The sequence below is a fragment of the Virgibacillus siamensis genome (genome assembly GCF_039522605.1).
Taxonomy (GTDB): domain Bacteria; phylum Bacillota; class Bacilli; order Bacillales; family Amphibacillaceae; genus Lentibacillus; species Lentibacillus siamensis.
On record NZ_BAAADS010000006.1, the window covers coordinates 237,119 to 262,807 of the forward strand.

Annotated in this window: 24 protein-coding genes and 1 pseudogene; 23 read left to right on the top strand and 2 right to left on the bottom strand. The window is 41.7% G+C overall.

Translation table 11 applies throughout. The features are described from left to right. Positions 1 to 38: 38 nt before the first annotated feature. Positions 39 to 167, bottom strand: a complete 129-nt coding sequence (gene yhfH, locus ABD010_RS05420) for a protein YhfH (protein ID WP_343810967.1) — start codon at positions 165 to 167, stop codon at positions 39 to 41. A gap of 110 nt (positions 168 to 277) precedes the next feature. On the opposite strand from yhfH, the gene ABD010_RS05425 reads away from it, so the two are divergent. The 6 genes from ABD010_RS05425 to ABD010_RS05450 all read left to right on the top strand — a co-directional run bounded on the left by ABD010_RS05425 (position 278) and on the right by ABD010_RS05450 (position 5,087). Continuing rightward, positions 278 to 1,009 carry an MBL fold metallo-hydrolase gene (locus ABD010_RS05425; RefSeq protein ID WP_343810969.1) on the top strand — a complete coding sequence of 244 codons (732 nt, stop codon included), beginning with the start codon at positions 278 to 280 and terminating at the stop codon, positions 1,007 to 1,009. A 166-nt stretch (positions 1,010 to 1,175) separates the two neighbouring features. Next, complete coding sequence (gene lplA / locus ABD010_RS05430; RefSeq protein ID WP_343810971.1) at positions 1,176 to 2,171, top strand: lipoate--protein ligase; 996 nt, start codon at positions 1,176 to 1,178, stop codon at positions 2,169 to 2,171. Between the two features lie 46 nt (positions 2,172 to 2,217). Next, positions 2,218 to 2,427, top strand: coding sequence for a hypothetical protein (locus ABD010_RS05435; protein ID WP_343810973.1), 210 nt, complete (start codon positions 2,218 to 2,220; stop codon positions 2,425 to 2,427). A 130-nt stretch (positions 2,428 to 2,557) separates the two neighbouring features. After that, entirely contained in the window at positions 2,558 to 4,096 is a 1,539-nt protein-coding gene (locus tag ABD010_RS05440; protein WP_343810975.1) for a fatty acid--CoA ligase family protein, read from the top strand. A gap of 185 nt (positions 4,097 to 4,281) precedes the next feature. Beyond that, positions 4,282 to 4,422, top strand: coding sequence for a hypothetical protein (locus ABD010_RS05445; RefSeq protein WP_343810977.1), 141 nt, complete (start codon positions 4,282 to 4,284; stop codon positions 4,420 to 4,422). A gap of 131 nt (positions 4,423 to 4,553) precedes the next feature. After that, a complete protein-coding gene (locus ABD010_RS05450) occupies positions 4,554 to 5,087 on the top strand; it encodes a competence protein ComK (RefSeq protein ID WP_343810979.1) in 534 nt (177 codons plus the stop codon). Here ABD010_RS05450 and ABD010_RS05455 read toward each other — a convergent pair. After that, positions 5,035 to 5,424, bottom strand: a complete 390-nt coding sequence (locus ABD010_RS05455; RefSeq protein ID WP_343810980.1) for a YhjD family protein — start codon at positions 5,422 to 5,424, stop codon at positions 5,035 to 5,037. The two genes, ABD010_RS05450 and ABD010_RS05455, sit on opposite strands and share 53 nt — an antisense overlap. A gap of 202 nt (positions 5,425 to 5,626) precedes the next feature. Between ABD010_RS05455 and ABD010_RS05460 the strand changes: the two genes are divergently transcribed. The 17 genes and pseudogenes from ABD010_RS05460 (at position 5,627) to ABD010_RS05540 (ending at position 25,372) form a co-directional block, all read left to right on the top strand. Next, the gene (locus ABD010_RS05460) at positions 5,627 to 6,277 is read left to right on the top strand and encodes a TVP38/TMEM64 family protein (protein ID WP_343810981.1); all 651 of its coding nucleotides are present in this window, start codon (positions 5,627 to 5,629) and stop codon (positions 6,275 to 6,277) included. A gap of 56 nt (positions 6,278 to 6,333) precedes the next feature. Then, the gene (lepB, locus tag ABD010_RS05465; protein WP_343810982.1) at positions 6,334 to 6,885 is read left to right on the top strand and encodes a signal peptidase I; all 552 of its coding nucleotides are present in this window, start codon (positions 6,334 to 6,336) and stop codon (positions 6,883 to 6,885) included. Between the two features lie 296 nt (positions 6,886 to 7,181). Further along, positions 7,182 to 10,682, top strand: a complete 3,501-nt coding sequence (gene addB, locus ABD010_RS05470; RefSeq protein WP_343810983.1) for a helicase-exonuclease AddAB subunit AddB — start codon at positions 7,182 to 7,184, stop codon at positions 10,680 to 10,682. After that, positions 10,682 to 14,401, top strand: a complete 3,720-nt coding sequence (gene addA / locus ABD010_RS05475) for a helicase-exonuclease AddAB subunit AddA (RefSeq protein WP_343810984.1) — start codon at positions 10,682 to 10,684, stop codon at positions 14,399 to 14,401. Before addB ends, addA begins: the two co-directional genes overlap by 1 nt. Positions 14,402 to 15,053: 652 nt before the next feature. Further along, positions 15,054 to 16,259, top strand: a complete 1,206-nt coding sequence (locus tag ABD010_RS05480; RefSeq protein ID WP_390351186.1) for an MFS transporter — start codon at positions 15,054 to 15,056, stop codon at positions 16,257 to 16,259. 69 nt (positions 16,260 to 16,328) lie between these two features. Continuing rightward, on the top strand, positions 16,329 to 17,054 hold the full coding sequence (locus tag ABD010_RS05485) for a GNAT family N-acetyltransferase (protein WP_343811053.1): 726 nt from the start codon (positions 16,329 to 16,331) through the stop codon (positions 17,052 to 17,054). A gap of 26 nt (positions 17,055 to 17,080) precedes the next feature. Beyond that, positions 17,081 to 17,528, top strand: a pseudogene (locus ABD010_RS05490) (NUDIX hydrolase). Between the two features lie 5 nt (positions 17,529 to 17,533). Continuing rightward, complete coding sequence (locus tag ABD010_RS05495; protein WP_343810986.1) at positions 17,534 to 18,469, top strand: hypothetical protein; 936 nt, start codon at positions 17,534 to 17,536, stop codon at positions 18,467 to 18,469. Beyond that, positions 18,456 to 18,617 carry a hypothetical protein gene (locus tag ABD010_RS05500; protein ID WP_343810987.1) on the top strand — a complete coding sequence of 54 codons (162 nt, stop codon included), beginning with the start codon at positions 18,456 to 18,458 and terminating at the stop codon, positions 18,615 to 18,617. The genes ABD010_RS05495 and ABD010_RS05500 overlap by 14 nt, the downstream gene beginning before the upstream one ends. A gap of 16 nt (positions 18,618 to 18,633) precedes the next feature. Further along, positions 18,634 to 19,035: an HIT family protein gene (locus ABD010_RS05505; RefSeq protein ID WP_343810988.1), complete on the top strand. Its 402-nt coding sequence runs from the start codon at positions 18,634 to 18,636 to the stop codon at positions 19,033 to 19,035. 38 nt (positions 19,036 to 19,073) lie between these two features. Further along, positions 19,074 to 19,928 (top strand): alpha/beta fold hydrolase, encoded by an 855-nt coding sequence (locus ABD010_RS05510; protein WP_343810989.1) that lies wholly within the window; start codon positions 19,074 to 19,076, stop codon positions 19,926 to 19,928. Positions 19,929 to 20,084: 156 nt separating this feature from the next. Continuing rightward, a complete protein-coding gene (locus ABD010_RS05515; RefSeq protein WP_343810990.1) occupies positions 20,085 to 20,933 on the top strand; it encodes a sugar nucleotide-binding protein in 849 nt (282 codons plus the stop codon). Between the two features lie 154 nt (positions 20,934 to 21,087). Beyond that, entirely contained in the window at positions 21,088 to 21,687 is a 600-nt protein-coding gene (locus ABD010_RS05520; protein WP_343810991.1) for a GrpB family protein, read from the top strand. A 733-nt stretch (positions 21,688 to 22,420) separates the two neighbouring features. Then, positions 22,421 to 23,005: a GDSL-type esterase/lipase family protein gene (locus ABD010_RS05525; RefSeq protein WP_343810993.1), complete on the top strand. Its 585-nt coding sequence runs from the start codon at positions 22,421 to 22,423 to the stop codon at positions 23,003 to 23,005. A 110-nt stretch (positions 23,006 to 23,115) separates the two neighbouring features. Continuing rightward, complete coding sequence (locus ABD010_RS05530) at positions 23,116 to 23,658, top strand: GNAT family N-acetyltransferase (RefSeq protein WP_343810995.1); 543 nt, start codon at positions 23,116 to 23,118, stop codon at positions 23,656 to 23,658. Positions 23,659 to 23,952: 294 nt separating this feature from the next. Beyond that, the gene (locus tag ABD010_RS05535; RefSeq protein ID WP_343810997.1) at positions 23,953 to 24,447 is read left to right on the top strand and encodes a phosphoribosylanthranilate isomerase; all 495 of its coding nucleotides are present in this window, start codon (positions 23,953 to 23,955) and stop codon (positions 24,445 to 24,447) included. 82 nt (positions 24,448 to 24,529) lie between these two features. Next, the gene (locus tag ABD010_RS05540; protein ID WP_343811055.1) at positions 24,530 to 25,372 is read left to right on the top strand and encodes a GNAT family N-acetyltransferase; all 843 of its coding nucleotides are present in this window, start codon (positions 24,530 to 24,532) and stop codon (positions 25,370 to 25,372) included. Positions 25,373 to 25,689: the final 317 nt, after the last annotated feature.

Below are 25,689 nucleotides of genomic sequence, written 5' to 3' on the forward strand. Positions count from 1 at the left end.
TATGCAGAAATGGATTTTCAAAACGCTCCACTTAAATCTTATCTGGCCGGATGATCACATTCGTCACACAAATTTCCATAACAGTCTGCTTTCTCATTCATGGCCTGACCGCAGTTATGACACTTCTTTTTAGGCAGATTTCTGAAAAACTCAACGACGTTATTCATGTGAATCCTCCTCTGATTTATTTATTAAACACATTGTATTATAACAGTATGCAAACTGTCAACACTGTGTTACAACAAATTTAAAAAATATTTTAATGAGGTGAATGTCTATGAAATTAACAGTAATTGGACAGTGGGGCGGATATCCTGCTCCAGGTGGTGCTACATCAGCATATTTAATTGAAAAAGATGATTTTACATTATTGGTGGATGCAGGCAGTGGTTCGTTATCAAAGCTGCAGGAATATAAAGCAGCTATGGATCTGGATGCCGTTGTTATATCACACTATCATGCCGATCATATTGCTGATATCGGTGTGTTACAGTATGCCTGGCTGGTGAATTCATATGTTACCGGCGAAAAGAAAATCCTGCCAATCTACGGTCATACGGAAGACAAAAAAGGTTTTGAGGGACTGACACACAAATGTACAGAGGGAATCGCATATGATCCCGATGAACAGTTGGGGATTGGCCCGTTTCATGTTACCTTCCAGAAAACGGTGCACCCTGTTCCATGCTATGGCATGCGTATATCTGATGGGAGCAGCACGATAGTTTATACAGCGGACACCGCTTTCAGCAAATCATGGTATGAATTTGCCAAAAATACGGACCTGCTCATTACCGATTGCAATTTTTATGCCAATCAGGACGGATCCAAAGCCGGACATATGAACAGCTTGGACGGAGCAGCCATTGCTAAGGAAGCGAATGCCGGGGAACTTTTGCTTAGTCATTTGCCGCAATACGGAAACAACAATCAATTAGTGGAGGAAGCACGGCAGATTTTTACCGGAAAAGTTCGACTGGCACACGATGGGTTTACATGGGTAAAATGAATTGGCATTTTTTCCTGGTTGGGGAATATTAGCTTCCGCGATACCGTCTACCGCCATCCAGAAATGAGTTGTCAGATAGGTATGACGTCCCGGTGTATATCTTTTGATGGAGTGTTGGATTTGCATTACAATAGGACTTGGGACGATATTACAAGGAGGACATGACATGAAATTCATTGATAATAAAGGAATAACTGATCCAAGTATCAACTTGGCACTGGAAGAGTATGTACTGCAGAATTTCGGTGAGAAAGATACATATCTGCTGTTTTATATTAATAAGCCGTCCATTATTATCGGCCGGAATCAAAATACAGTTGAAGAAATTAATACCAATTATGTTGACGAGAACGGGATTAAAGTGGTTCGTCGTTTGTCTGGCGGCGGCGCTGTTTATCATGATGAAGGAAACCTTAATTTCAGTTTTATTACGAAGGACGACGGGGAAAGCTTCCAGAACTTTGCCAAGTTTACGAAGCCGATGGTGGAAGCGTTGAACAATCTTGGTGTGCCGGCTGAACTGCAGGGGCGCAACGACCTTGCCGCCAATGGCCGTAAGATTTCCGGTAATGCGATGTTCTCAACGAAAGGACGCATGTTCAGCCATGGAACATTGATGCTTGATTCGGAAATCGAGAACGTTGTTTCTGCGCTGAACGTAAAAATGGAAAAGATAGAATCAAAAGGGATTAAGTCCATCCGCAGCCGTGTCGCCAATATCTCCGAGTTTCTTGATGAAAAAATTACGATGGACGAGTTTAAGGAAATGATTTTACGTTACATTTTTGATGTGGAAGACGTGAAGGATGTTCCGCAGTATGAACTGACCGATGAAGATTGGGAAAATATCCAGCAGATTTCTAAAGAACGTTACCAGAACTGGGATTGGAACTACGGAAAATCACCGAAGTTTAACATTCAGGAGTCTCACAAATTTGATGGGGGGCTTGTTGACGTTCGCCTGGATGTGAAAAACGGACTGATAGAAAACTGTAAAATCTACGGGGACTTCTTCGGTATTGGTGAGGTGAAGGATGTTGAACAAAAGCTGATCGATGTCCGCCATGAGCGGAAAGCAATTGAAGAAGCACTCGCCGATGTTGATATCCCGCATTATCTTGGGAAAATCTCCAAAGAAGAATTTGTTAATCTGTTATATTAACTTTTCAGGCAGTTTACCGATTTCCGGTGAGCTGCTTTTTCAATAGTTGCAAATCCGAAACATCAACCGTCCATGGCAAAACATCAACCGCAAATCCGGAACATCAACCGCCCACGGCAAAACATCAACCGCAAATCCGGAACATCAACCGCCCACGGCAAAACATCAACCGCTCATGGCAACATATCGCAACCATTTCATCAGAAAAATGCTAGCGCTTCCACTTGTAATCTGTTCGACAGTATTTTATACTTAAAATAGTTTAAAAATTATAAAGTTTACTGAATAAGGAAGGCTGACTTTTCAAGGAAGAGCAGAGCCTTTTGAATTTTTGCTTAAAAATGAATGACTATTCATTCATCAATTGGGTAAAGGGGAGGAAACGAATGAATATAATCGATCAATTGTCACTGACAGCTCAGAAACATCCGCAAAAAACAGCATATGTTTTTCAGGATTCGGAAACAACCTATTTGGAGTTGGAAGGAATGATTTCTAAGTTCGCTTCCAGTTTGCAGCAGCTCGGTTATAGGAAAGGGGATCATATTGCACTTGCGTTAGGTAACAGTCCATATTATGTTATTGCGCTGTATGGTGCGCTGCGTGTCGGTGCAGTTGTCATTCCGGTTAATCCGATGTACACTCCGCATGAGCTTGATTACATCCTGAAAAATGGGGATGTGAAAGGAATTATCACGATGGACATGCTGATGGAAAAATTTGAAGCGATTGCCAATCAGCTGACGGATGTTAAACATTACATATGCTGTGATACAGGGTCAAGCAGGTCTTTTGACGACAGCTCAGTGGCTAATAAAATGAAATCGTTTACCGAGTTGATTAAAGCGGGGAGTCTGGGTGTTGAGACGCCCCAATTGCGGGATAGCGATACCGCGCTTATCCTGTATACTTCGGGGACGACCGGGAAGCCAAAGGGTGCGATGCTGACTCATCAAAATATCTACTCCAATGCAAAGGATACAGCAGATTATTTAACGATTAACGGGGAAGACCGGGTTATTGCTGCTTTGCCGATGTTCCATGTGTTTTGTTTAACAGTGTCATTGAATGCTCCACTGATGAATGGCGGCACGGTACTGATTATGCCAAAATTTTCACCTCAGGACGTTTTCAAGGTTGCTTCCGAACAAAAAGCGACCATTTTTGCGGGGGTGCCAACCATGTATAATTATTTGCTGCAACGTGCTGCTGAACCTACCGCTGATTTTTCAAGGATCCGGCTTTGTATTTCTGGTGGTTCATCCATGCCGGTTGCTCTTTTGAAAAATTTTGAAGAGGCGTTTAATGTACGTGTTTCAGAGGGGTACGGTCTGTCCGAGGCAGCACCTGTTACCTGTTTTAATCCGCTGGACCGTCCAAGAAAGCCGGGTTCAATCGGACAAAGTATTTTGAATGTGGAAAATAAAGTCATGAATGAGTTTGGTGAAGAGGCGGAGACGGGTGAAGTCGGTGAGCTTGCCGTTTGTGGGCCGAATGTTATGAAAGGTTATTACAAGCTGCAGGAAGAAACAGAAATGGCTTTGCGGGACGGCTGGCTTTATACCGGTGATATGGCCCGTATGGACAATGAGGGTTACTTCTATATTGTGGACCGTAAAAAGGATATGATTCTCGTTGGTGGCTATAATGTTTATCCGCGTGAAGTGGAAGAAGTGCTATATGAACATCCGGGTATCGCGGAAGCTGCTGTTATCGGCGCGCCACACCCTGAGACAGGTGAATCAGTGAAGTGTTTCGTTGTGACAAAAGATCCGGCATTAACTGAGGATGTTTTGCTGGAATTCTGCAAAGCGCATCTGGCTAAATATAAAGTTCCATCAAAGATTGATTTCCTGGATGAGCTGCCCAAAAATACAACCGGAAAAATTTTGCGAAAAAGTCTTCGCGATAAAGTGAATCAATAACCCGGAAGAACATTTTCTCCAAAAATATCAGCACGTTTTAAGTCCGATTCGCTAACGAATGGGGCTTAAAATTTGTCTGTTCCTTTTGCTGATTCCAGGTGAGCTAAGGAAATTGCCATGAATACATTACTGCATAAAAACTGCACTGTCCTGGCATACTTCTAGTAAAAAGGATGGTGGCTACTATGGAAAGAGAACAAAATGTGCCGGAATTGGCGACCTTTACACTGCTGAATCCCGATTTTCATGCACGGGTCGATCAAACAGCTAATGAATCGTCAGGTGAGACGAATTCCAACAGTGAAAATAACGCACCGGAACAGTAGTTTGTGCCGGTTATCGAAATGAATAAAAAAAGTGTTGAAAATTACAAAAATAGATACCATTTTTGTGAAAAATTTGGTAAATTAGTAGTAGGCCTTTTTCTTTTCCTGAAATATGGAAAGGATGTTTACGAATGACTGATTTACTTTTTAATGAATTTTATATTCCAACACACGAAGTTACTCCTCTTACACTGGCCGTTTTGGCAAAAGTTGATCAGAACGGAAACTCCAATACGTGTGTGCTTGAGGAACAAGCTGAATATTTTGTTTCGTTTTCCTCCAGCAAAATCATCGACAATGCATGCAAGTTTTTCGGCTCCAGTCTCCGGGGCAGGCAGGATGGAACCAGGGACATCTGTGGTATTACCCACAAAGCGCCGATAGCTGTTGATCCTTCCAGCGGCATGTATTTTTTCCCGACAACTTCACCCGCAAACTCAAAATGTTCATGGATTGCCCACTCGCATATTGATCAGGTAACTCAGGTGGACAACAGCCACACGGAAGTACTTTTCAAAAATGGAAAGAAAATAACGATTTCTGTCTCATATGGTTCTGTTCTGAACCAAATACAACGCACCGCGCAATTCCGCTACTTGCTGGATAATCGGATCAAGTATTTGCTGAAACAGAATGCTGATATGGTGGCAGAGCCTTTTGCATAAGTTCCTGGATAATGACTTCCACTTTTTTGCGGATTGCCGGATTAAAGTAATTTCGTTTTTCCTCGCGGCCGTTGGATAAAAACAGAAAAGATGAAAATGAATCATTTTTGTTTAGCGTAAGAACTTTGAGTTTGTTTTTTTGCATGCTTTTACGCAGTTGTCTGCGTTCATTCGCTGCTTCCGTATTCATTTTTTCCAGAAGGTCCATGTACGGCTCCTTTATTTTAAACGATCCATTTTGGATATGCTGAATATCCTGCTGTATGACAACCATTGCCATCGAAAGAAACAGAAAGCGTGACGCTAGCTGGAATTCTTCTTCACTAAGATAGCGCATGATAATCCCTCCAATTATCGAACGTTTGTTCTAAAATTATTATATGATATACCAGCTAAAAAATACAATAAAAAACTTCGCGGAAAAGAAAGAGGCCAAAATAAAAATGCTATGCAGATAGTGAGGTTTACTTTAAAATAAAAGTAGACAAACTAGACAATGGAATATTTAATTGTTCGAGATGAATAGGGGACCTTGGCAAATGTATTTGTTTAATCTCAGCATAGCTAATTGGAGACAATTATTGGAAGAGGACAAATTTGATGAATATATTATGCAGTTACTGAACCAGTATGAAAGCCTTGGACCGATTCCGGGTATTATGCTTCCTTTTCTGGAGGCATTTCTGCCATTCCTGCCACTGCTCGTGTTTGTAGCTGCCAATGCAGCGGCATACGGTTTGTTCGAAGGTTTTCTATTATCATGGGCAGGGTCGAGTATAGGATCAATTCTAGTATTTTTGCTTGTCCGAAAACTTGGTGACAAACGGGTGTTTAAAAGGATACGCAAAAACAAACAGGTTCGTAAAGTTACTGCCTGGGTGGAGCGGCATGGCTTCGGTCCGTTGTTTTTGCTGATGTGTTTTCCGTTCTCCCCGTCATCCGTTATTAATGTTGTCTCGGGATTATCGAAAATAAGCAAACAGCAATTTATCCTGGCTGTGTTACTTGGAAAATCGGTTATGATCTTTTCCATCTCCTATGTTGGATCAAGTATCATGGAGTTTGCCAAAGAGCCGGTGAAAACTATAATTGTTGGAGTCTGTATCACCTTGTTCTGGCTGATTGGAAAATATATTGAAAAGCGATTGCAGCGAAAAGCCTTGATCAAAGAAATTTCCGACCAGGATTAATTTATTATCGAATTGGGTAAGATGGACAATGAGAAATGATTCTGGAGGAAAAGAATATGATAAAAAAATTTTTTCTTAAAATCATACCTGTCGTGATTCTGGCCGCCGCACTTGCTTTTGTATTCAGGTCCTATCTGTTTGCGAGTTATATCGTAGAAGGTGAATCAATGGAGCCAACCTTATACGATGGGAATATGCTGATGGTGAATAAAGTAGTCTATGATATGTCTGATGTCGACCGTTTTGACGTAATCGTGTTTCATGCAACCAGAAAAACGGATTATGTGAAACGGGTTATCGGCTTGCCGGGGGACAAAATCGCCTATAAAAATGATAAACTCTATGTTAATGGTAGATATGTCGAAGAAAAGTTTTTGGAACCATTAAAAAAAGTCACTGACACTAAACCATACACGAAAGATTTTACATTAATGGGAACTACCGGGAAAACAACCGTTCCCGAGGGTAAACTGTTTGTTATGGGAGATAACCGTGACAACAGTCTGGACAGCCGTAAATTCGGTTTTGTCTCGATGGACAGACTCGTCGGAAAAGTGGACATCACATACTGGCCGGTCTCACAGTTGGAGCTATCGTTTGCCAACTGACGTGAATAACTATAAGAAAACCTCTGTCTCTGCTAAAATAGGGATAGAGGTTTTTTCGTTATCAGTAAGAAACTGGGATATAATAAAACGTTTAATCCCAAAGATGAAACAATGCAATGCTTTAGCGAAGTATATTTCCGGAGCGGGTTAAATACTCTAACTAAAGTTTATAGTTAGTTGGATTTTTCTACTCTTGTTCCAATCTCTTACTGCATAAGTATAGCTAAGGCATTCGTCATTAAAGCTTGGTGTTAAGCCGAGTTTGATAGAGAGATATGTTGAAGGAGAGGGGAAACATGGGACTGCGATTTTTGCTTGGCCGGGCCGGTACTGGGAAGAGTGGCCGGATCCTGGATGAAATAACAGAAAAATTAACGGATAGTCCGCATGGCAGATCCATTTTTTATATCGTGCCTGATCAGATGACATTTCAGCAGGAATATGCGTTGTTTAAGGAAAATGCTATTGATGGCAGTATCAGAGCTCAAGTCGTGAGTTTTTCGCGTTTGGCTTGGCGGGTACTGCAGGAAACCGGCGGCGGAACACGGCAGTTTATCAGCTCAGTCGGCATTCAAATGATGCTCCGTAAAATTATTGAAGAAAAAGAATCGGAATGGCATATATTTCAAAAAGCGCTGGAGAAGCAGGGTTTTTTGCAGCAATTGGAAGCGATGATAACGGAATTTAAGCGGTACCGGATAACCCCTGACATGCTTGATGGGCAGATTGAACAGATAAATCAGTTTGTCCACAAAGAATCAGGAGAGGCCGCATTAACCGGTAAACTGCAGGATCTGGTTTACATATATGAACGGCTGACAAGTGCACTGAAGAATCATTATATTGACAGTGAGGATCAGCTGCAGCTGCTTGCTGATAAAATACGGGAGGCATCCGTACTGGAAGAGGCGGAGATCTATCTGGACGGATTTCACAGGTTTTCCCCCAAGGAATTGCTTGTAGTGGAGGAACTGTTGAAGAAGTGTCATTCGGTAACGGTCGCCCTGACGACTGATATCCCCGCTGCAGAGGGTGTTTCCGAACTGGATTTGTTCTACCAGACGAAGGAAACGTATCAGAATCTTAGGGCAATCGCGCAGGAAAATGGAATCCGCATAGATGATCCGGTTTTGATGGACACGAAAAACGGGAAGTTCCGGGATCGTCCTTATTTTCAGCATTTGGAACAAAACTTTGACGTGCGTCCTGCTCCGGAGTACAGCGGGGATGTTCCAATCCAAATTGCCGAATCGGTTCACCCGAGGGCCGAGGTGGAAGGCGCTGCCCAGGAGATACTTCGGCTTGTCCGGGAAGAAAACTATCAGTTCCGTGATATGGCAGTGTTTGTCCGGCAAACTGATATCTATCATGATTTGATTGCAACGATTTTCAATGATTATGAGATTCCGGTGTTTATTGATGAACGGCGTACAATGATGAATCATTCCCTGATTGAGCTGATTCGCTCCGTACTGGATATTGCAGAAGGGAACTGGCGCTATGATGCAGTTTTTCGGGTGCTGAAGACGGGATACATTCCAGCAGATGACCGGAAATATCCGCTCACAGACGATGCGATTGATGAACTGGAAAACTATGTGCTCGAGTATGGTATCCGTTCACGTGAGCGGTGGATGAGTAAGCAGGACTGGCTGTTTCAGCGTTTCCGCGGATTTGATCAAACGGCACAGACCGATATGGAGAAAGAAACACAGAAACGGATGAATGCATACCGGAATCAGGTTGTGCGGGCGCTCCAGCCGTTTGATAAAAAAATACGCGAAGCCAAAACGGTTCAGGAATTATGTGAAACCGTCTATCTGCTCATGGAAAAATTGGGTGTTCCCCAGCAGCTGGAAAAAATGCGTGGAATCTATGATGATGCAGGTCAGATTGAAAAGGCGCGCGAGCAGGATCAGGTATGGAATGCGGTTATTCAGCTGTTTGATGAAATGGTAGAAATGGCAGGAGATGAACCGATGTCACTGGAAACCTTCCGTGCTGCACTTGATGCCGGATTTGATTCGCTGACATTTGCCCATGTTCCGCCAAGCATGGACCATGTGATTGCCGGTACGATTGACCGTTCCCGAATCAGCGGTATGAAATGTGCGTTTCTGCTCGGGGTAAATGATGGTACATGGCCAATGAAACCGCAGTCTGACGGGATTATTAATGAACAGGAACGAGAGCTGCTTGCTGGGCATGGAGTGCAGTTGGCGGAATCAAGTACGCGGCAGCTGCTTGATGATTGGTTTTATATGTATATAGCCTTTACCGCAGCGAGCGATTATTTATGGATCAGCTATCCGTTAAGTGATGAGGAAGGGAAATCGAAAATGCCATCCCAGCTGATTAAACGGATGGAAGATTTGTTTCCTGCAACAGGTAATCACCTGTTATTGCAGGATCCCGATGAACTGATGGAGGCGGACCGATTTATTACGACGCCTGTAAAAACAAGAGGTGCTCTGACAGCACAATTGGCCCGCAGCCGGAAAGGATACCCGGTTAGGCCTGTCTGGTGGCATGTGCTGAATTGGTATATGAACAATCATCCAAAGTATAGTACGACCTATACGATCCTGCAGAGTCTGTATTACCGAAATCGGCCGGTTAATTTAACAAAAGAGACAACCGAAGAGCTTTATCCGAAACAGGTGAAGGCGAGTGTCTCAAGATTGGAGACGTATTACCGCTGTTCGTATCAGCATTTTGCCAAATACAGCCTGAAGCTTGATGAGCGGAAAACGTATAAACTGGATGCACCGGATATCGGCCAGCTGTTTCATGAAGCATTGAAAAAAATTACCGAATGGATTCAGGATGAGGGCAGAGACTTTTCTAAAATTACGAAACAGGACAGTGCGGGATATGCTAAAAAAGCGGTTGATAATCTTGCACCGATTTTACAGCATCAGATTTTGCACAGTTCGAACCGGTACAAATATATTCAACAAAAGCTGCAGGAAGTTATCACACGAGCGACGTATATCCTGAGTGAACAATCAAGGCAAAGTGAATTTTCGCCGGTCGGACTGGAGCTTGGCTTTGGTTTTGATGATACCAAGGACGGACTTCCACCGGTAACCCTGTCGCTTGATAACGGGTTCGAATTGATGCTGCGCGGCCGGATTGACCGGGTTGACAAGGCGCTGAACCAGGACAATCTTTTCTTGAGGATTATTGACTATAAATCAAGTGCAAAAGGACTCAATCTGCTGGACGTCTATTATGGCTTGGCTTTGCAAATGCTGACATATCTGGATGTCGTCCTGTCCCATTCCGAGAAGTGGCTCGGAGTAAAAGCGTCACCAGCAGGAGTGCTCTATTTTCACGTTCACAATCCAATGGTTTCCGGCAAAGTGAAAATGTCGGATGATGAAATTGAAAAAGAAATATTCAAGAAATATAAAATGCAAGGTTTATTATTATCGGATGAGGAAATTGTTAAATTAATGGATACATCACTTGATTCAGGAACAAGCAGAATTGTTCCCGCCGGCGTAAAGCGGAAGGGCGGCTTCTACAGCCATTCAAAAGTTGCGGATAATGAAACATTCAGCAGTCTGCAAAATCATATTCATCATTTGATGATGCAGGCGGGGATTGATATGACATCCGGCGGAGTACATTTAAACCCATTTCAGCATAAACAGAACACGGCATGTACCTATTGTCCGTTTCTGTCAGTCTGTCAATTTGATCCGATTCTTGAGGAAAATAACTACCGTAAGCTGACCGATATGAAAGACGATGAAATACTGGAAAAACTCCGGCATAAGGGGGAGATGTAATGGCTAAGTGGACAAAAGAACAGGAACAGGCGATATACACGGATGGCAGAGACATACTTGTGGCTGCGGCAGCCGGATCCGGAAAAACAGCCGTACTGGTGGAACGGATTATTCAAAAACTGCTTCATCAACAAAATCCGGTCGATATCGATTCGTTGCTGGTCGTTACTTTTACGAATGCGGCCGCACAGGAAATGCGGAATCGGGTCGGGCAGGCACTTGAGGAAGCACTGGCCCAGGACCCGGCTTCCAATCATTTGAAAAAGCAACTGTCCCTATTGCAGCGTGCATCCATTTCCACGCTTCATTCGTTCTGTCTGGATGTGGTCAAACAGTATGCATACCTGTTGGACATCGATCCTGCATTCCGGATTGCCAATGATATGGAAGCAGACCTGATCAAGCAGGAAGTAATGGATGACTTGTTTGAAGACTGGTACGGCGCAGAGGGACCGGAGCAGGAGCAGTTTTTTGCGGTGGTCGATCGTTTTTCCAGTGATCGCAGCGATACGGATGTCGAGAGTCTTGTCCTTGATTTGTATACATTTGCCATGCAGAATCCGTGGCCGGAGCGGTGGCTGGAGGACCTTGCTGATGTATATGATATCCCGACAGACTGGCAGGAATCGGAATTATCGTGGCTTTCCATTATCAAACGGGAAGTGCGGAACCAGCTGGCGGCAATGCAGGAGGAAATCAATCTGGCCATGGAACTTACTAAAGAGAATGATGGCCCCTATCATTATGCGGATGCGATTGAATCTGATGCACTGAATATGCAGGAAGCACGTGCCAAGGTGGATTCGTGGAATGAACTGCAGAATCATTTTGTGGGAAGTTCCTTCGCGAAATTATCGGGCAAACGAGTGGACTGTGATGAAGCGAAAAAGGACCAGGTAAAAAATCTGCGTAACAGTTATAAAAAACGCTGGAACGACATGAAGGATAATTGGTTCAGCCGCAATTTGGCAGGGCATGTGGCGGATATGCAGGAACTTGCTCCCGTCATCAAACAGCTGACTGAACTGGTCAAACAGTTCAAGGAGCAGTTTACCGAGCAAAAACGGGAACGGGGTATTGTTGACTTTTCCGATTTGGAACATTACTGTCTGAAACTTTTATGCGACGAAACTTCCGAGCCTGAACATATTATCCCGTCCCGTGTGGCAGCTGCATTGAAAGAACAGTTCACTGAACTGCTTGTGGATGAATATCAGGATACCAATCTTGTACAGGAAACAATTTTAACGTTAATCAGTGACCAGACCGGATCCGGCAATATGTTCATGGTCGGTGACGTGAAACAGAGCATTTACCGTTTTCGTCATGCTGAACCATCGCTGTTTATTGATAAATATAAGCGTTTTGCCGGCTATGACAGTCCAGCCGAGCGGATTGACCTGGCCAGTAATTTCCGGAGCCGTGAACAAGTGCTGACCGGTACCAATTATATTTTCCGGCAGATTCTTGATGAGGAACTTGGTGAGATTGCGTATGATCAAGATGCTGAACTGATTTATGCGAATAAAATGTATGATACACTGCAACATACTGAACCAGAGCCGGAATTGATTGTAATTGACCGGGAATCACCCGAGGAAAAAGAAGATATAGCTCCAGAAGAAGAGAATTATCAGGATCTGGAGAAAGCCCAGCTTGAAGCGCGAGTCTATGCGGAAAAAATTAAAGGCTGGATTGGGCGGGAAGGTGCAGAGCCGCTGCAGGTTTATGATAAAAACACCGACTCACAGCGTGAAGTCCAATACCGTGACATTGTCGTCCTGATGCGCTCGATGACCTGGGCGCCGACGATTGTAGATGAATTGAAGCGCCAGGGGATTCCGGTTTATGCTGAACTTTCCACCGGTTATTTTGAAGCCATTGAAGTAAAAGTCATGATTAATGTGCTCAAGGTAATCGATAATCCAAGGCAGGATATTCCGCTGGCCTCGGTGCTGAAGTCACCGGTTGTCGGTCTGGATGAAGAACAATTGGCATCAGTCAGGCTGGCTGACAAGCACGGGAATTATTTTAATGCATTGCAGGCCTATCACAAGCAACATCATAATGATACAGCAGAAAAAATCAGCCGTTTTTTGGAACAGGTGGAACGTTTCCGGCTCGCGGCAAGACAGGGTGCATTGTCCGAGTTAATCTGGCAAATTTTCCGGGAAACCGGCTACTACGATTTTGTCGGTGGTATGCCAGGCGGTCGGCAGCGTCAGGCTAATCTAAGAGCGTTGTACGATCGCGCCCGGGGATATGAAACGACCTCATTCCGTGGCTTATTCCGTTTTCTTCGGTTCATCGAGCGGATGGAGGAGCGGGGTGATGATCTTGGCGCTGCCCGGGCATTAAGTGAACAGGAAGACGTTGTCCGGATTATGACGATTCATAAAAGTAAGGGGCTGGAATTTCCAGCGGTTATTTTGGGTGCAATGGATAAGCAGTTTAACTTACAGGATCTGCGTCAGCGCTATTTGCTTCATAAAGATCTCGGATTTGCCAGCAAGTATATTGATCCGGTGAAACGCGTCACCTATCCGACATTATATTATCATGCACTGCAGAAGGAAAAGCTTCGTGAAATGCTTGCCGAGGAAATGCGCGTGTTGTATGTTGCGATGACCCGTGCGAAGGAAAAACTGGTGATGGTCGGGAATGTCGCATCATTTGAGAAAAAACAGGAAAAATGGCAGAAGATATTGGACCACTCCGGTTGGATTTTGCCGGCTCACTACCGGATTGAATCAAAAACGTATCTCGATTGGGTCGGGCCCGCCTTAATCCGCCATCAATCCAATCAGGCATTACGGAGCGAGGAATTGAAAGATAAGGTACTGGAAGCGATTCGCGTTGATCCTTCTGAGTGGAATGTAAAAATTATCCATGGCAGCTCCTTGGCTAATCTGGATGAATCGGATGTGGAAGCAGATCTGGAGCGGAAAGAAAACATCACCGAATGGCGGCCGATGGAACTGGATAATCCGGAACTGGACGAAGCGGTCGATAAACGGCTTTCATACAGCTATCCATATCATGAAGCGGCCACATCACGTGCCAAGCAGACAGTTACTGAAATTAAACGACAGCGTGAACTGAAGGACGAATACAGTTCAGACCAGCTTATGCAGCCATTCCGGGCGCCGATAGCCAGACGGCCGGCATTTATGCAGAAACAGCGGACGATAACAGCGGCAGAACGCGGCACCGCCATGCACACAGTCATGCAGCATATTCCGATGAGTAGTCCTATGAGTGCAGCGGAAATTGAGGAGTTTGTTGAAAAGCTGGTGGCGCAAGAAGTTCTGGGCCCTGAGGAAGCAGAAGCCATTGACACGGACACAATCGAGGAGTTTTTTCAAACGGTGATTGCCAAAACAATCATGGATGCACCGATGATTCACCGGGAAGTACCATTCAGCCTGGCACTGTCCGCCAAAGATGTTTATGCCAACTGGTCGAGCGATACGGATGAACAGGTGCTTGTTCAGGGTGTCATTGACTGTGTTATTCCTGCTGATGATGGCTGGATCATTTTAGATTATAAAACAGATGCAATTCATCAGGAAGTGGATGACCAGGTCAAGGAAAGTCTTGTCAAAAGGTATGAAACACAAATGGATCTGTATCGGCATGCGATTGAACATATCTGGAACGAACCAGTTACTCAAACGTATTTGTATTTCTTTTCCCGTCAGCTGGTAGTAAAAGTTTAAGGCTGATATTTAGAGGGACAATCGATTCCAGCAACTTGATCCGAAAGAATGACAAAACGATTACAAACAATAATTAATACAAAAGGCAGTCAAACGCTTATGTGATAAGTGATTTGGCTGCTTTTTTATACTGAATTGAGTGGGGGATTCAAACGCCATGGGACGATGTACGCTTTTTGACACCGATGATTGCACTTATCCCGATGTTTCTGATGGTTGGTGTCATTATTCCGGTCTACGCAGTTTTTTCAAATGATAATTTTTGCACCAAAAGGCGAAACAGGGAGAACAGTGGATATATCGGGAGAAGAATGAATTTAACGGGAGAACGGCGGATATAACGGGAGAAAAGAGAAAAATCAATAGAACAACAATACCCGCAAGTGAAAGCAAAGTGCCGAACGGAAAAAGTATTGGCACCATTCGGAATATCAATAGCATAAAAGATCGACAAGCCGCGCGCCGATTAGCCGGTTTTTTTCGTGATTACTATTCTGAATATTTGTGTTAAAATGAAAACAGATATTTTAAGAACAGAGGGTAAACCAGTTTCCCCCATGGTTTATCTGAAAGTCAAAGGAGACAACAACGGTGAACTGTCCAATTTAAAAATTCCCGTTAATTGAAATAAAGAAATTTCAACTAATGGGGGATAAAATTGAATAGTAATTTTCGTTTATTGCTTGCGGGGCAGTCACTTGCAAATATAGGTGATGTCCTGTATATCGTAAGCATTATCAGTGTGATTTATGGATTGTCAGGTTCGGCAACAGCAGCATCATTTGTTCCATTTACCATAACAACTTCCATGTTCATGTCGAGTCTGCTGACACCGGTTTTGATCGGGAAGGTGAATTTAAAATGGCTTCTGACAGCATCACAAATGGGAAAAACCATTTTGCTGACAGGGCTTGGGTTCATGCTAAGTGGTATAACTGCATCGAACTATTATCTTATATTTGTTCTGATCGGGCTGATTGCCTGTTTGGATGGATGTGCCAATCCAATCAGGCAGACATTGATTCCGTATTATGTAGAACCTGATAGTCTGCTTCGGGCAAACAGTTTTGCGGAAACAGTAACACAGGTCATTCAGACAGCGATGTGGTTTACGGGAAGTCTTTTGCTGGTAATGATGGGACAGGAGCAGCTAATCTGGCTGGTTACGGTCCTGTTTGCTGTGGCAAGCAGTCTGCTATGCTTTTTGGAAAATATGAAGGAAACGCCTGACAAAAAGGAAGGAAATGCCGCCCAAATGAAAGCCGGCTGGAAAACGTTAAAAGCCACCCCGGTGCTGCGAAAAATGGCCTGGATGGAAATGTTGGAAACGTTCGCTGATACAGTTTGGATAGCGGCTATATTGTACGCATTTGTCAGTGATGCACTGAATGTCGGTGAGAAATGGTGGGGCTTTATAAACGGCTCCTTTTTCCTAGGACTTATCATCGGCAGTGTTTATTGTATAACATATTCTTCCACCATTGAAAAGAAAACGGGTGCATACATTTTTGCAGGAAGTTTGGCCGTAGTAATTGCTACATTACTATTCAGTGTAACGAATATTCCGATTATCGCATTGATCCTGTCGATATTGGTTGGGATATTCGGCCAAATCAAAAACATCCCACAGCAAACCGTGATACAAACCAGTGTTCCAAAAGAAAAACTTTCCACCGTTTATACATCTCTGGGTGCAATTGGAACTGGATTTTTCGGGATTGGATCGCTCATCATGGGGATTCTAGCAGATTTAGTTGGAGTCAGGCTGGTTTTCGGTCTGTCAGGATTGCTGTTGGCATTGGTCTGTGTAATCGTATTCAAAAACAGAGAACTTTTTGTCCGGAACATCGGTAAATAATTAGTAGAGGGCCTTCTTGGTAAGGTCCTCTTCCCATGATACTAATTGAAGCAGGTGAGGTTTGTGAAAATGAAAACTGACCTTTATAAAAAAATAAAAGTTGTCAAAGGCGAAAACTTTGTAACGATTGAGGATAGCAAGAACCTGGCTGAATATGAACTCATTCGACTTATAAACGATTTAATGAATCAGTCAGATGTCAAAAATACGAAGAATATAAATATCCTGGTTGAAAGTAAATTCAGCGAGCAGGTAGATTCAGAGTTGCGGCAAAATGGCTTCAAATTACACGATGAAAATGTCACCGTCCGGAAAGAATTAGACACCCATATTACAGTGGAACAATTTTATCCACTAAAAACGTTAAATGAGTTACGGGAAAATGAATTTAAGACTATATGGCAAAAGTCGATGGAAGGATCCCTGAATGCCCCCTCCTCTTTAAATATTGATGAGCAGATGCGAAGTGTAGAAGTTGAACTGGGGCCAGGTTACAAAGATTCCTGCATCGTTGCATATGAAGGTGAGAATCCAATAGGTGTCATCATGCCCCATATAGAACCAGGCACCAAAGAGGAAGGCAGGATATTTTATTTTGGCCTAATCCCAGAAGAAAGAGGGAAAGGGAAGAGCAAACCGCTTCATCAACAGGCATTGGCTTCTTTAAAAAATCAGTTTGATGCATCTTACTATATTGGCAGTACAAGTCATAATAACAAGCCAATGTTGAAAACCTTTGAGCGTAACGGGTGTAGGGTTTTGGAACGGAATAAAGTTTATAAAAGGAAAATGTAAAATACGTTATACAAAGGGGGTTCCAGATGGATTATGTTAAAAATTTAAGAAAATTAGTTGGACACCGACCATTGATTTTAACCGGATCCGTTGTTATCGCAGTTAATGAGCATGACGAATTGCTATTGCAGCAAAGAACGGATGGAGGATGGGGGTTACCGGGTGGTCTGATGGAGTTAGGAGAAAGCCTTGAAGAAACTGCGAGAAGAGAAGTAAAGGAAGAAACCGGACTGGAAATTGGCAGGTTGGAACTTCTGGATGTTTTTTCAGGTCAGGATTACTTTTCAAGTTTCCAATGGGGATGAATTATACTCAGTAACTGCTGTTTATCTATCAAAAGACATTAACGGCAGCAAACAAATTGGTGATGAGTCTGTTGATGTAAAGTATTTTCACTACGATGAACTGCCAAATGGTTTGACTGAAGAATATAGACGATACATAAATTCTTACTTTAATAGAATGGAGAGGTAGTCCTAATGAAAATCCCAAACGAAACATTTCAAAAAACCGCTGCGTGGATGAAGCGTAATGCGCGCCCGCTTGAGACTGCGAGGTGGGAATATTTTTTTGAAAACGGCTCAGCTGGTAAGGTAATCCACTATTTGTCTGCGTTTCAAAACGAAGATGGGGGATTTGGACATGGCCTGGAACCCGACTTTTGGCTGCCCCATTCATCAGCCATCGCAACATGGTCAGCTGGACAAATTTTAATGGAAATCGGTGCGAGCAGTCAGGAAAAGATTGTGCAGTCGCTGCTTTCCTATTTGGCAAACTCTTATGATCTTGAAGCAGGTCTCTGGAAAACGGTGCATCCGAAAACCAATGATTATCCGCATGCGCCATGGTGGCACTGGGAAGAGGGAGTACAGGAGAACTGGATGTACAATCCCAGTGTAGAGTTGGCCGCATTCCTTGTGCACTGGTTGCCCCAAGAAAACGAAAATTCCAGAATAGGTTGGGAGGTTTTGGAATATGCCGTCAACCATCTCATGAACAGCCAAACAATGGACAGTCACGAGATCAATAATTTTCAGCAGCTGGTGAAAATCATGAAACCATACGAGCAATCATTTAACAGGAAACTCAATTACTCATTTGCAAATGTTGCGGAAAAGGTCATGTTACTTGCAGCGGATTGTATTGAAAAAGATGTTTCCGAATGGTCAATCGGTTATAAACCGCTTCCGCTCGATTTCATTGATGGTCCAGAGCATCCGCTGTGTGAAAAATTTAGTAAGTTGGTGGAACACAATCTGCAATTTTATGTTGATCAATTATCTGACGACGGCATATGGGATATTTCGTGGAACTGGGGAAGCTATCCGGAAGCGTATGCGGTTGCCAGACAGCAATGGAAAGGAATACTGGCTGTGGACAGGTATAAGCTGCTTCAGTCATTTGGATGTTTATGAAGGTAAACGCTATGACGAGTCACTTGCGATACGAGACTTTGTGCAGCATGAGGATGATTTGGAAGTCTTTTATGAAGGATATACCTGGAATCGGATATCCATAAAAGAGTTTCTGTTTTTTGAGCAGGGATTGTATGAATTTTTTTAGAAGGGAATAACGACTTATGAATAATTGCGTTTTTTGTCATCCTGATTTGGAACCGGAGCAGGAAGTTCTTTTTCAAAATGAGGATTGTATGTTTGTGCAAATGAGGGAAGCGAGAGTCAAAGGGAGTACACTTGAAGGAGCGGGACTGATCGTTCCAAAAGAACACCGTGAAACTGTTTTTGATTTAACACCTGAAGAGTGGACTGCAACGTACACACTTGTGCAGGAAGTAAAACAGTATTTAGATCAACAATATAATCCACAGGGATATAATCTAGGCTGGAATTGCGGGGAGGTTGGCGGACAGCATATTTTTCATGCCCATCTTCACGTTTTACCCAGACATGGTGATGAACCAATGGCAGGCAGAGGAATTCGGTATATGTTTAAGAGTTCCGAAAACAATCAAATGGATTAGGTGATTATTATCTATTTAATTATTGAAAGGAAAGTCCTATGCAAAAATGGAAAAGAAGCTTAATTGAGACAGCGCGTGGTACCTTCGAAATGTTTGTAAAAGGAAAAGGTGAGCCCCTTTGTGTGACACATCATTATTCTGTTTTTAATGAAACGGGCGATTATTTTGCTGAAGCTTTCACGAAGACAAATACAATCTATCTTGTGAATTTGCGGGAAGCAGGTGACTCACCGAAAGCGTATGATCCATACCAGCTCAGCATGCTGGAGACGGTACTTGATCTGGAAGCAATCCGTGAAGCACTGGGATATGATCAATGGGGTTTTGCCGGACACTCCACTGGCGGAATGCTGGGCATTATGTACGGAATTTATTTTTCAGCAAGCTTAAAGTTTAATGTGATTGTGGGAGCGGCAGCAAGGGAGTATATGACCTTTTCCAAAGATTGCATTTATAACGAGAAGCATCCCAATTTTAATCGCATGCAGCAATTGATGGAGGCTTTGAAACGCGGTGATTTGTCAGCCGAAAACCGTAAAAAATTGAAAGCGGAACGTACAAAATTGTCATTGTACGAGCCCGCAAAGCATGATGACTATTTTAATGCGGGAATTCATAAACAAATATCCGCAGTCAGACTGAATTTTTTCAGCAGGGAATTGCATGTGTTTGATGTTACCAGAAAATTACGGCTTGTTACGGTTCCAACACTGATTATGTGTGGACGGTATGATGTTCAATGTCCGGTTATGTACTCTGAGGAGATGCATCAGCATATTCCCCATTCGACATTGGCTGTTTTTGACCGAAGTAACCATTATCCATTTCTGGAAGAGGAGGGGCGGTTTGCAGCGGAATATAAGGAGTTTTTAAAGGAAGGGGTGAATTGTTGACTGAAATAAAAAATCTTGGCAGCTTTTGTGATACTGAAGAATCAGGATATATTATCAATACTGCCAGTACACGAAAAATTAGTCATGCATTTCATGAAGTACTGGATGCTTCGATTATATTTATGGAAAAGGGTTTGGATCAAAGGAGGAAAATACATGACACAAGTTACGAAAAAGAAAGTAATAATTTTCGGAGCCAGTGGTACCATTGGTAGTGCTTTGGCAGAAGCGCTGTTGAAAGAAGATTATGAGGTTTTTGGAACCTTCAATCATCAAAGACCAATTAATCTACCTTCCAAGAATACAATAAAACTTCCGATTGAAAAACCTGAATTACTAGACCAAGTTTTGTCTAAAATTGATCCGGATTTTGTGGTTATGGCGTTGCGCGGAGACTTTCAAACACAGTTAACATTTCATAGTAAGGTGGCTGAATTTTTGAAGGACAGTGGAGGACGCATGTTTTTCTGTTCGACAACGAATGTGTTTGATGCTTTGACAGACTCTCCTCACGATGAAAATGACACCCCAATGTCCGAAAGTGAATATGGTCGTTTTAAAATTCAATGCGAAACAACAATGATGAAAAGTTTAGGCGATAAGCTAACGATTGTTAGAATTCCAACTATATTGGGTCGAAACACCCCAAGAATTAAAGCGCTCCGAAAAAATTTGGAAGAGGATAAGTTTATAAAACTTTACACAAATTTGTATGGTGCAAGGAATTCGGACAACATGCTAGCAAAGCAAATCAAATATCTGATGAATGCGGGTTATGCGGGCATTTTTCACCTGGTAACAAACGATATTATGAATCACTCGGAATTTACAAAAAAGTTGATCCATAAATGGGGATACTCTTATCCAAAGTTTGAAGATGCTAAACAAGAAACGTTTTCTTCCACTGTTCCCGAAACGTTTTATTTTGCACTGCAATCGAACAAAACTTTACCTAAACATTTGCAAATCGACCATGATCAGCTTATTGACTATTTATCAGACTAAAAACCTTTTACATATGAATTAATAATGGAGGCGTATTGTATAAAGTTATGGAAAAAAAGGAACAAAGGTATAGAAAATGGACTGTTGTAGTCCCAACAAAAATGTGCTATATTCATGTGCTAAACAAAAAGACGGGATAAGGGGGATGAATTAATTGCCACCAAAGGATGACGTTTCAAATTCAACATCTACAAGTGATGAAGAACTTCAAAATGTTACGGTTGGGGAGCGTAAACCCCACAATGACACCATTACTCTATTGGAATATGATTCACGCTGGCCCAAACTATTTGATAGAGAATCTGAGCGAATATGTTCAGAACTGGGGGACAGGGCATTGCAAGTGGAACATGTAGGATCAACCTCAGTACCAGGACTTTGTGCTAAGCCAATTATTGATATTCTTTTAGTTGTAACAGATTCTGGTGATGAATCGAGCTTTGTCCCAAACTTGGAGGAAGCTGGTTACACACTACGTATTCGGGAACCCGAGTGGTTTGAACACCGCATGTTCAAGGGGCCTGATACAGACATCAATCTGCACGTATTCAGCAAAGGGGCATCACAGGTGGATCGTATGTTGCGTTTTCGTGACTGGTTACGTACAAACAATTCTGATCGGGACAAATATGCACGCGTCAAGCGCAGCCTGGCAAAGCGTGAATGGCGACACGTGCAACATTACGCTGATGCCAAAGATTCGATAGTTCAAGAAATCATGGATCGAGCAAATGCAGATGAGAAGAATGTTTGACATTACGTTTATTTATATAAAAAAAACGAAAATTTTTTAGGAGAAGGATTCTTAGTGTTTTATAAAAATGATTCAAATTATACTATTTTAAAGAAGCGGATATACTTTTTACATAATTAGAAAAGATTTTTTTGATAACAAAAGGTAAAATGTGTACAAACATTGATTTCGTGGTATAATTAACATAGAAAGATAATAAGTTCATACACTAATAAAGACCGCCCATGCTAGTGCATGGACAGTCACAATAGACTGAACCCCATCAAGAGGGGCTGGCAGCTTATTGGAAAAATAATCCCTCAGCGCCCGCAAAACGCATAGGAGGGGTTATTTTTTATGGTTATTATCAGAAACGATAAACGCTACTAACATCCAGAAGGATATCATAAGCGTTAGCGCACTAACAGTGTCCATAGGCTACACCTCCCTCCCCGGGAAGTCTCCCACCGAAGACTACCGACGAGCGACAGTGCTGCTAAACCCCTCATGCGAAGCCAATCTATTGTTTTTATTATAACATATTGCTATCATTTATACTGCAATTACTAACTTTTTGTTTTTTTAAACAACAACACATAATATAGAGCATTGTTCCACAACGGGGAGCTTATATGGAACAAAAGATATCGCCCTATCTTACGGGAAATGACCATATTATTGAGCTGAACTTCGGGGGGGGATTGTTTGAATATAGAATAAGATACCATCAAGGGGAAGGAGTTAAAAGGATTGAATGTCCAAAAAATTAGTTTGTTTTGGTGATAGTATTACTGCAAGAACAGAAGGCCATCGAGAACCTATGTTAACTTCAAAGCTTTCCTCGAAACTAAATGGTTTTACCGTGATTAATTCGGGTGTTTCAGGAGAGACCACATCTGATGCACTTAATAGAATCGAATCGGATGTTTTAAATCACAATCCTAACCTCGTAACTGTGTTATTTGGTGCGAATGATGCTGCTTTCCATAAAATGGTCGATCTTCATACGTTTAAAGAGAACCTCTTACAGATTACGGACAGCGTAGAAGCAAGAAAGACAATATTAATTACTCCTGCCCCAGTTGATGAAAATATTCAATTTGCAAGAACTAATGGGAAATTATATGAATATGCGAAAAAGGTAAAAGAGGTATCTTTTGATTCAGGAAGCCATCATATAGACTTATTTTCAAAAATGATTGTAAGAAATGATTATCGAGAATTGTTAAGGGGTCAGAAAAATGATGGGTTGCACATAGGGGAATCAGGCTACGAATTTCTTTCCCAGTTGATAGCGGATAAAATTGACGAATTAACCTTAAATAATGGTCACGTGTGATCTTCCGTTAAAGGGTGACGTGTGCGTTTTTAACCAACTGAGGTGATTGAAAAGATTTTTTGATAGTAAAGAGGTGAAAAAATGAATAACAAAAGGAAAGGGGCAATGCAATGTTTTTTAATGGGGAAATAATTCGCTTAAGGAAAATGTCCAGTGAGGATGACGATGTTTCTACTTACCATAAGTGGAGAAATGACATAGAGGTTATGCAATTTACCAATCCATCATTAGATGTGTTTACATATGCTGACACAGAAAACTTCGTCAAAAATATAACAGAATCCCATAATTCAAAGGGCTACATGATTGAGGAAGTTAAAACTGATAAGCCAATTGGCCTCACATCGCTTATTAACATTGATTTTGGAAACCGTAACGCCGAATGTATCATTGATATTGGGGATAAAGATTACTGGAATAAGGGGTTTGGACGGGAGGCTTTATCGCTTTTATTGGATTTTGCTTTCAATGAGTTAAATTTGCATAAGGTGTATTTAAGAGTATTTTCTTTCAATGAACGTGCGATAAGATTATATCAAAAACTTGGCTTTCATGAGGAAGGAAAATTAAAGGAACAACTATATCGACACGGAGCTTGGCATGATGTTGTTTTTATGGGGCTTTTAAAAAGAAATTATAAGGCAAATAAATAGGGGCAGGAACGGACTAACATTTGGCAGTATCGGGTAGATGGGTTAATGAAACGAAAGAGAATTCATTGTAACAATAATTCCAGTACCTTATCTCCCATTAGATGGGAGGTTTAGGTGGTTTTCCTTCTGATGGTTTGCAACTGTTAAGAATATTAAGGGAACAAGACAAGAATTGAACAACGATTGACTGACTTGGCTGGCTATTTATGTCATTAATATTATTACAGTTATGTCAATCCCGGATAATAAAATGGCCATTCTGGAATAAGATACTGTGTTGATAAGGGAGTAGAAATGAACAATCATAAATTTAGTGAGTTTTTAAAAATAGCAAGAAGATTAAATGAGATTCAAATTACACCATTGCTAATGGGGTCAGTTGGTTTGGAAATTGTCACAGGAGAGAACTGGGATGCGCAGGATTTGGATATCCATGTACCTGGTGATGAAAGGGGATGGAAAGCACCTGCGGAAAAGGCTATTTCTGAGTGGAATTGTGTTGTGGCGATTATGAATTCCCTCAAATATCGTTTAGTAGATTTACATGAACATCAATTTATTAAAAGTGGATTATCAGTCGAGTTTGGTATCATTGATACTTTACCGTCTTTCGCGGGAGTATTGTTAGAGGATTTAGAAATACATAAAAAGAAAGACGTAAATTTTTACCTATTAACACTGAATCAATATTTGCATGTATATGAAGCCTCGTTTAAGGATAGTTATCGGGCGGAAAATAATAATTATAAGGATTTTCATAAAATCGAATATTTAAAAGCAAAAGCATGATCTCTATTACAATATTACGGTGCTTTTCTGGAATAAGAAGTATTAGTAATATGACTAATTGGGAGGAGTGAAATTGGATAACATGAAGGTCACGGATAGGTTGTCAAGAATAATGAGGAATGCGGAAAGTGAGGCTCAACAATCAACAAATAAAATTTTGAAACCGATTCATTTATTGATAGCTTGCTTTTATGAAAAAACAGGTGCACTTGGGGAGGTTTCGTTAAAATGCTCCTTGGATGCAGCTTCTTTAAGGGCTAAGGTGGAGGATACGAAATATAATTCAAACCAGAACATTGCCGAAAGTCCCCTATTTAACGTTAGTGTAACAGAAGAGGTAATAAATGTTTTTGAGGTTGCCATTGGTATTATGAATAGATATAACCAGGTATACCTAAATGAAGGTCATGTCCTGAAATCGTTAATTAAAGCTAATTTTATTGATGAATTTTTAACGGATTACAATAAGGAAATTATAGCAACACTTGGCACAACATCCCGGGATATGATTACACATCTTGGTCATTACATATTTCCAACTATAAGTTTTCAAGGTGTTCATAAGGTTAAACATAACCAGGTTGATGAACTAGTAAAATATGTCGAGCGCAATTTTTCATACGAATGGTCTCAAACCATAAAAGATGGTTTTAAATCAAGAAATCCTTCAATGTACATTGCTTTGAACAACGAAGAAGAAATCATTGGTTTTGCTGCTTTTGACGTATATAAAAACAAAAAATGTTATTTTGGTCCTATGGGCGTATCCGAGCCAAATAGAATTAGTGGAATTGGCTATTCATTACTCCATCATTGTCTAAAGGATATGAAGGAAATTGGTTACGAATATGCAATTATCGGAGGAGCTGGCCCGATTGAGTTTTATGAAAAAGCATGTAATGCAGTTGTCATTCCTTCAGCTTAAGAAAAAACTGATCTTTAGCGTGTAAAAATGAATAGAAATGGCAATTGGTTTTATAACATGCAGTACGTCCATTATATCCTTTAATAACAGAAAAATGGCAATTCTCCTTCGCGGTATACTGCCTATTATTGAATCCAGCAGGAATTTTTGTGCGGGAAATAGAAATTTAGGTAAATAAAATAATTTAAGAGAGAGGATGGTGAAGCGGATGGATGTTATGCTTCAGGGTTTGTTGAATTAACAGATGCCGCTGCGTAACAACGTGCAGGCTATTGCAACTGAGTCAATGGTTGATTTTTTAATTAATGTTTATTATT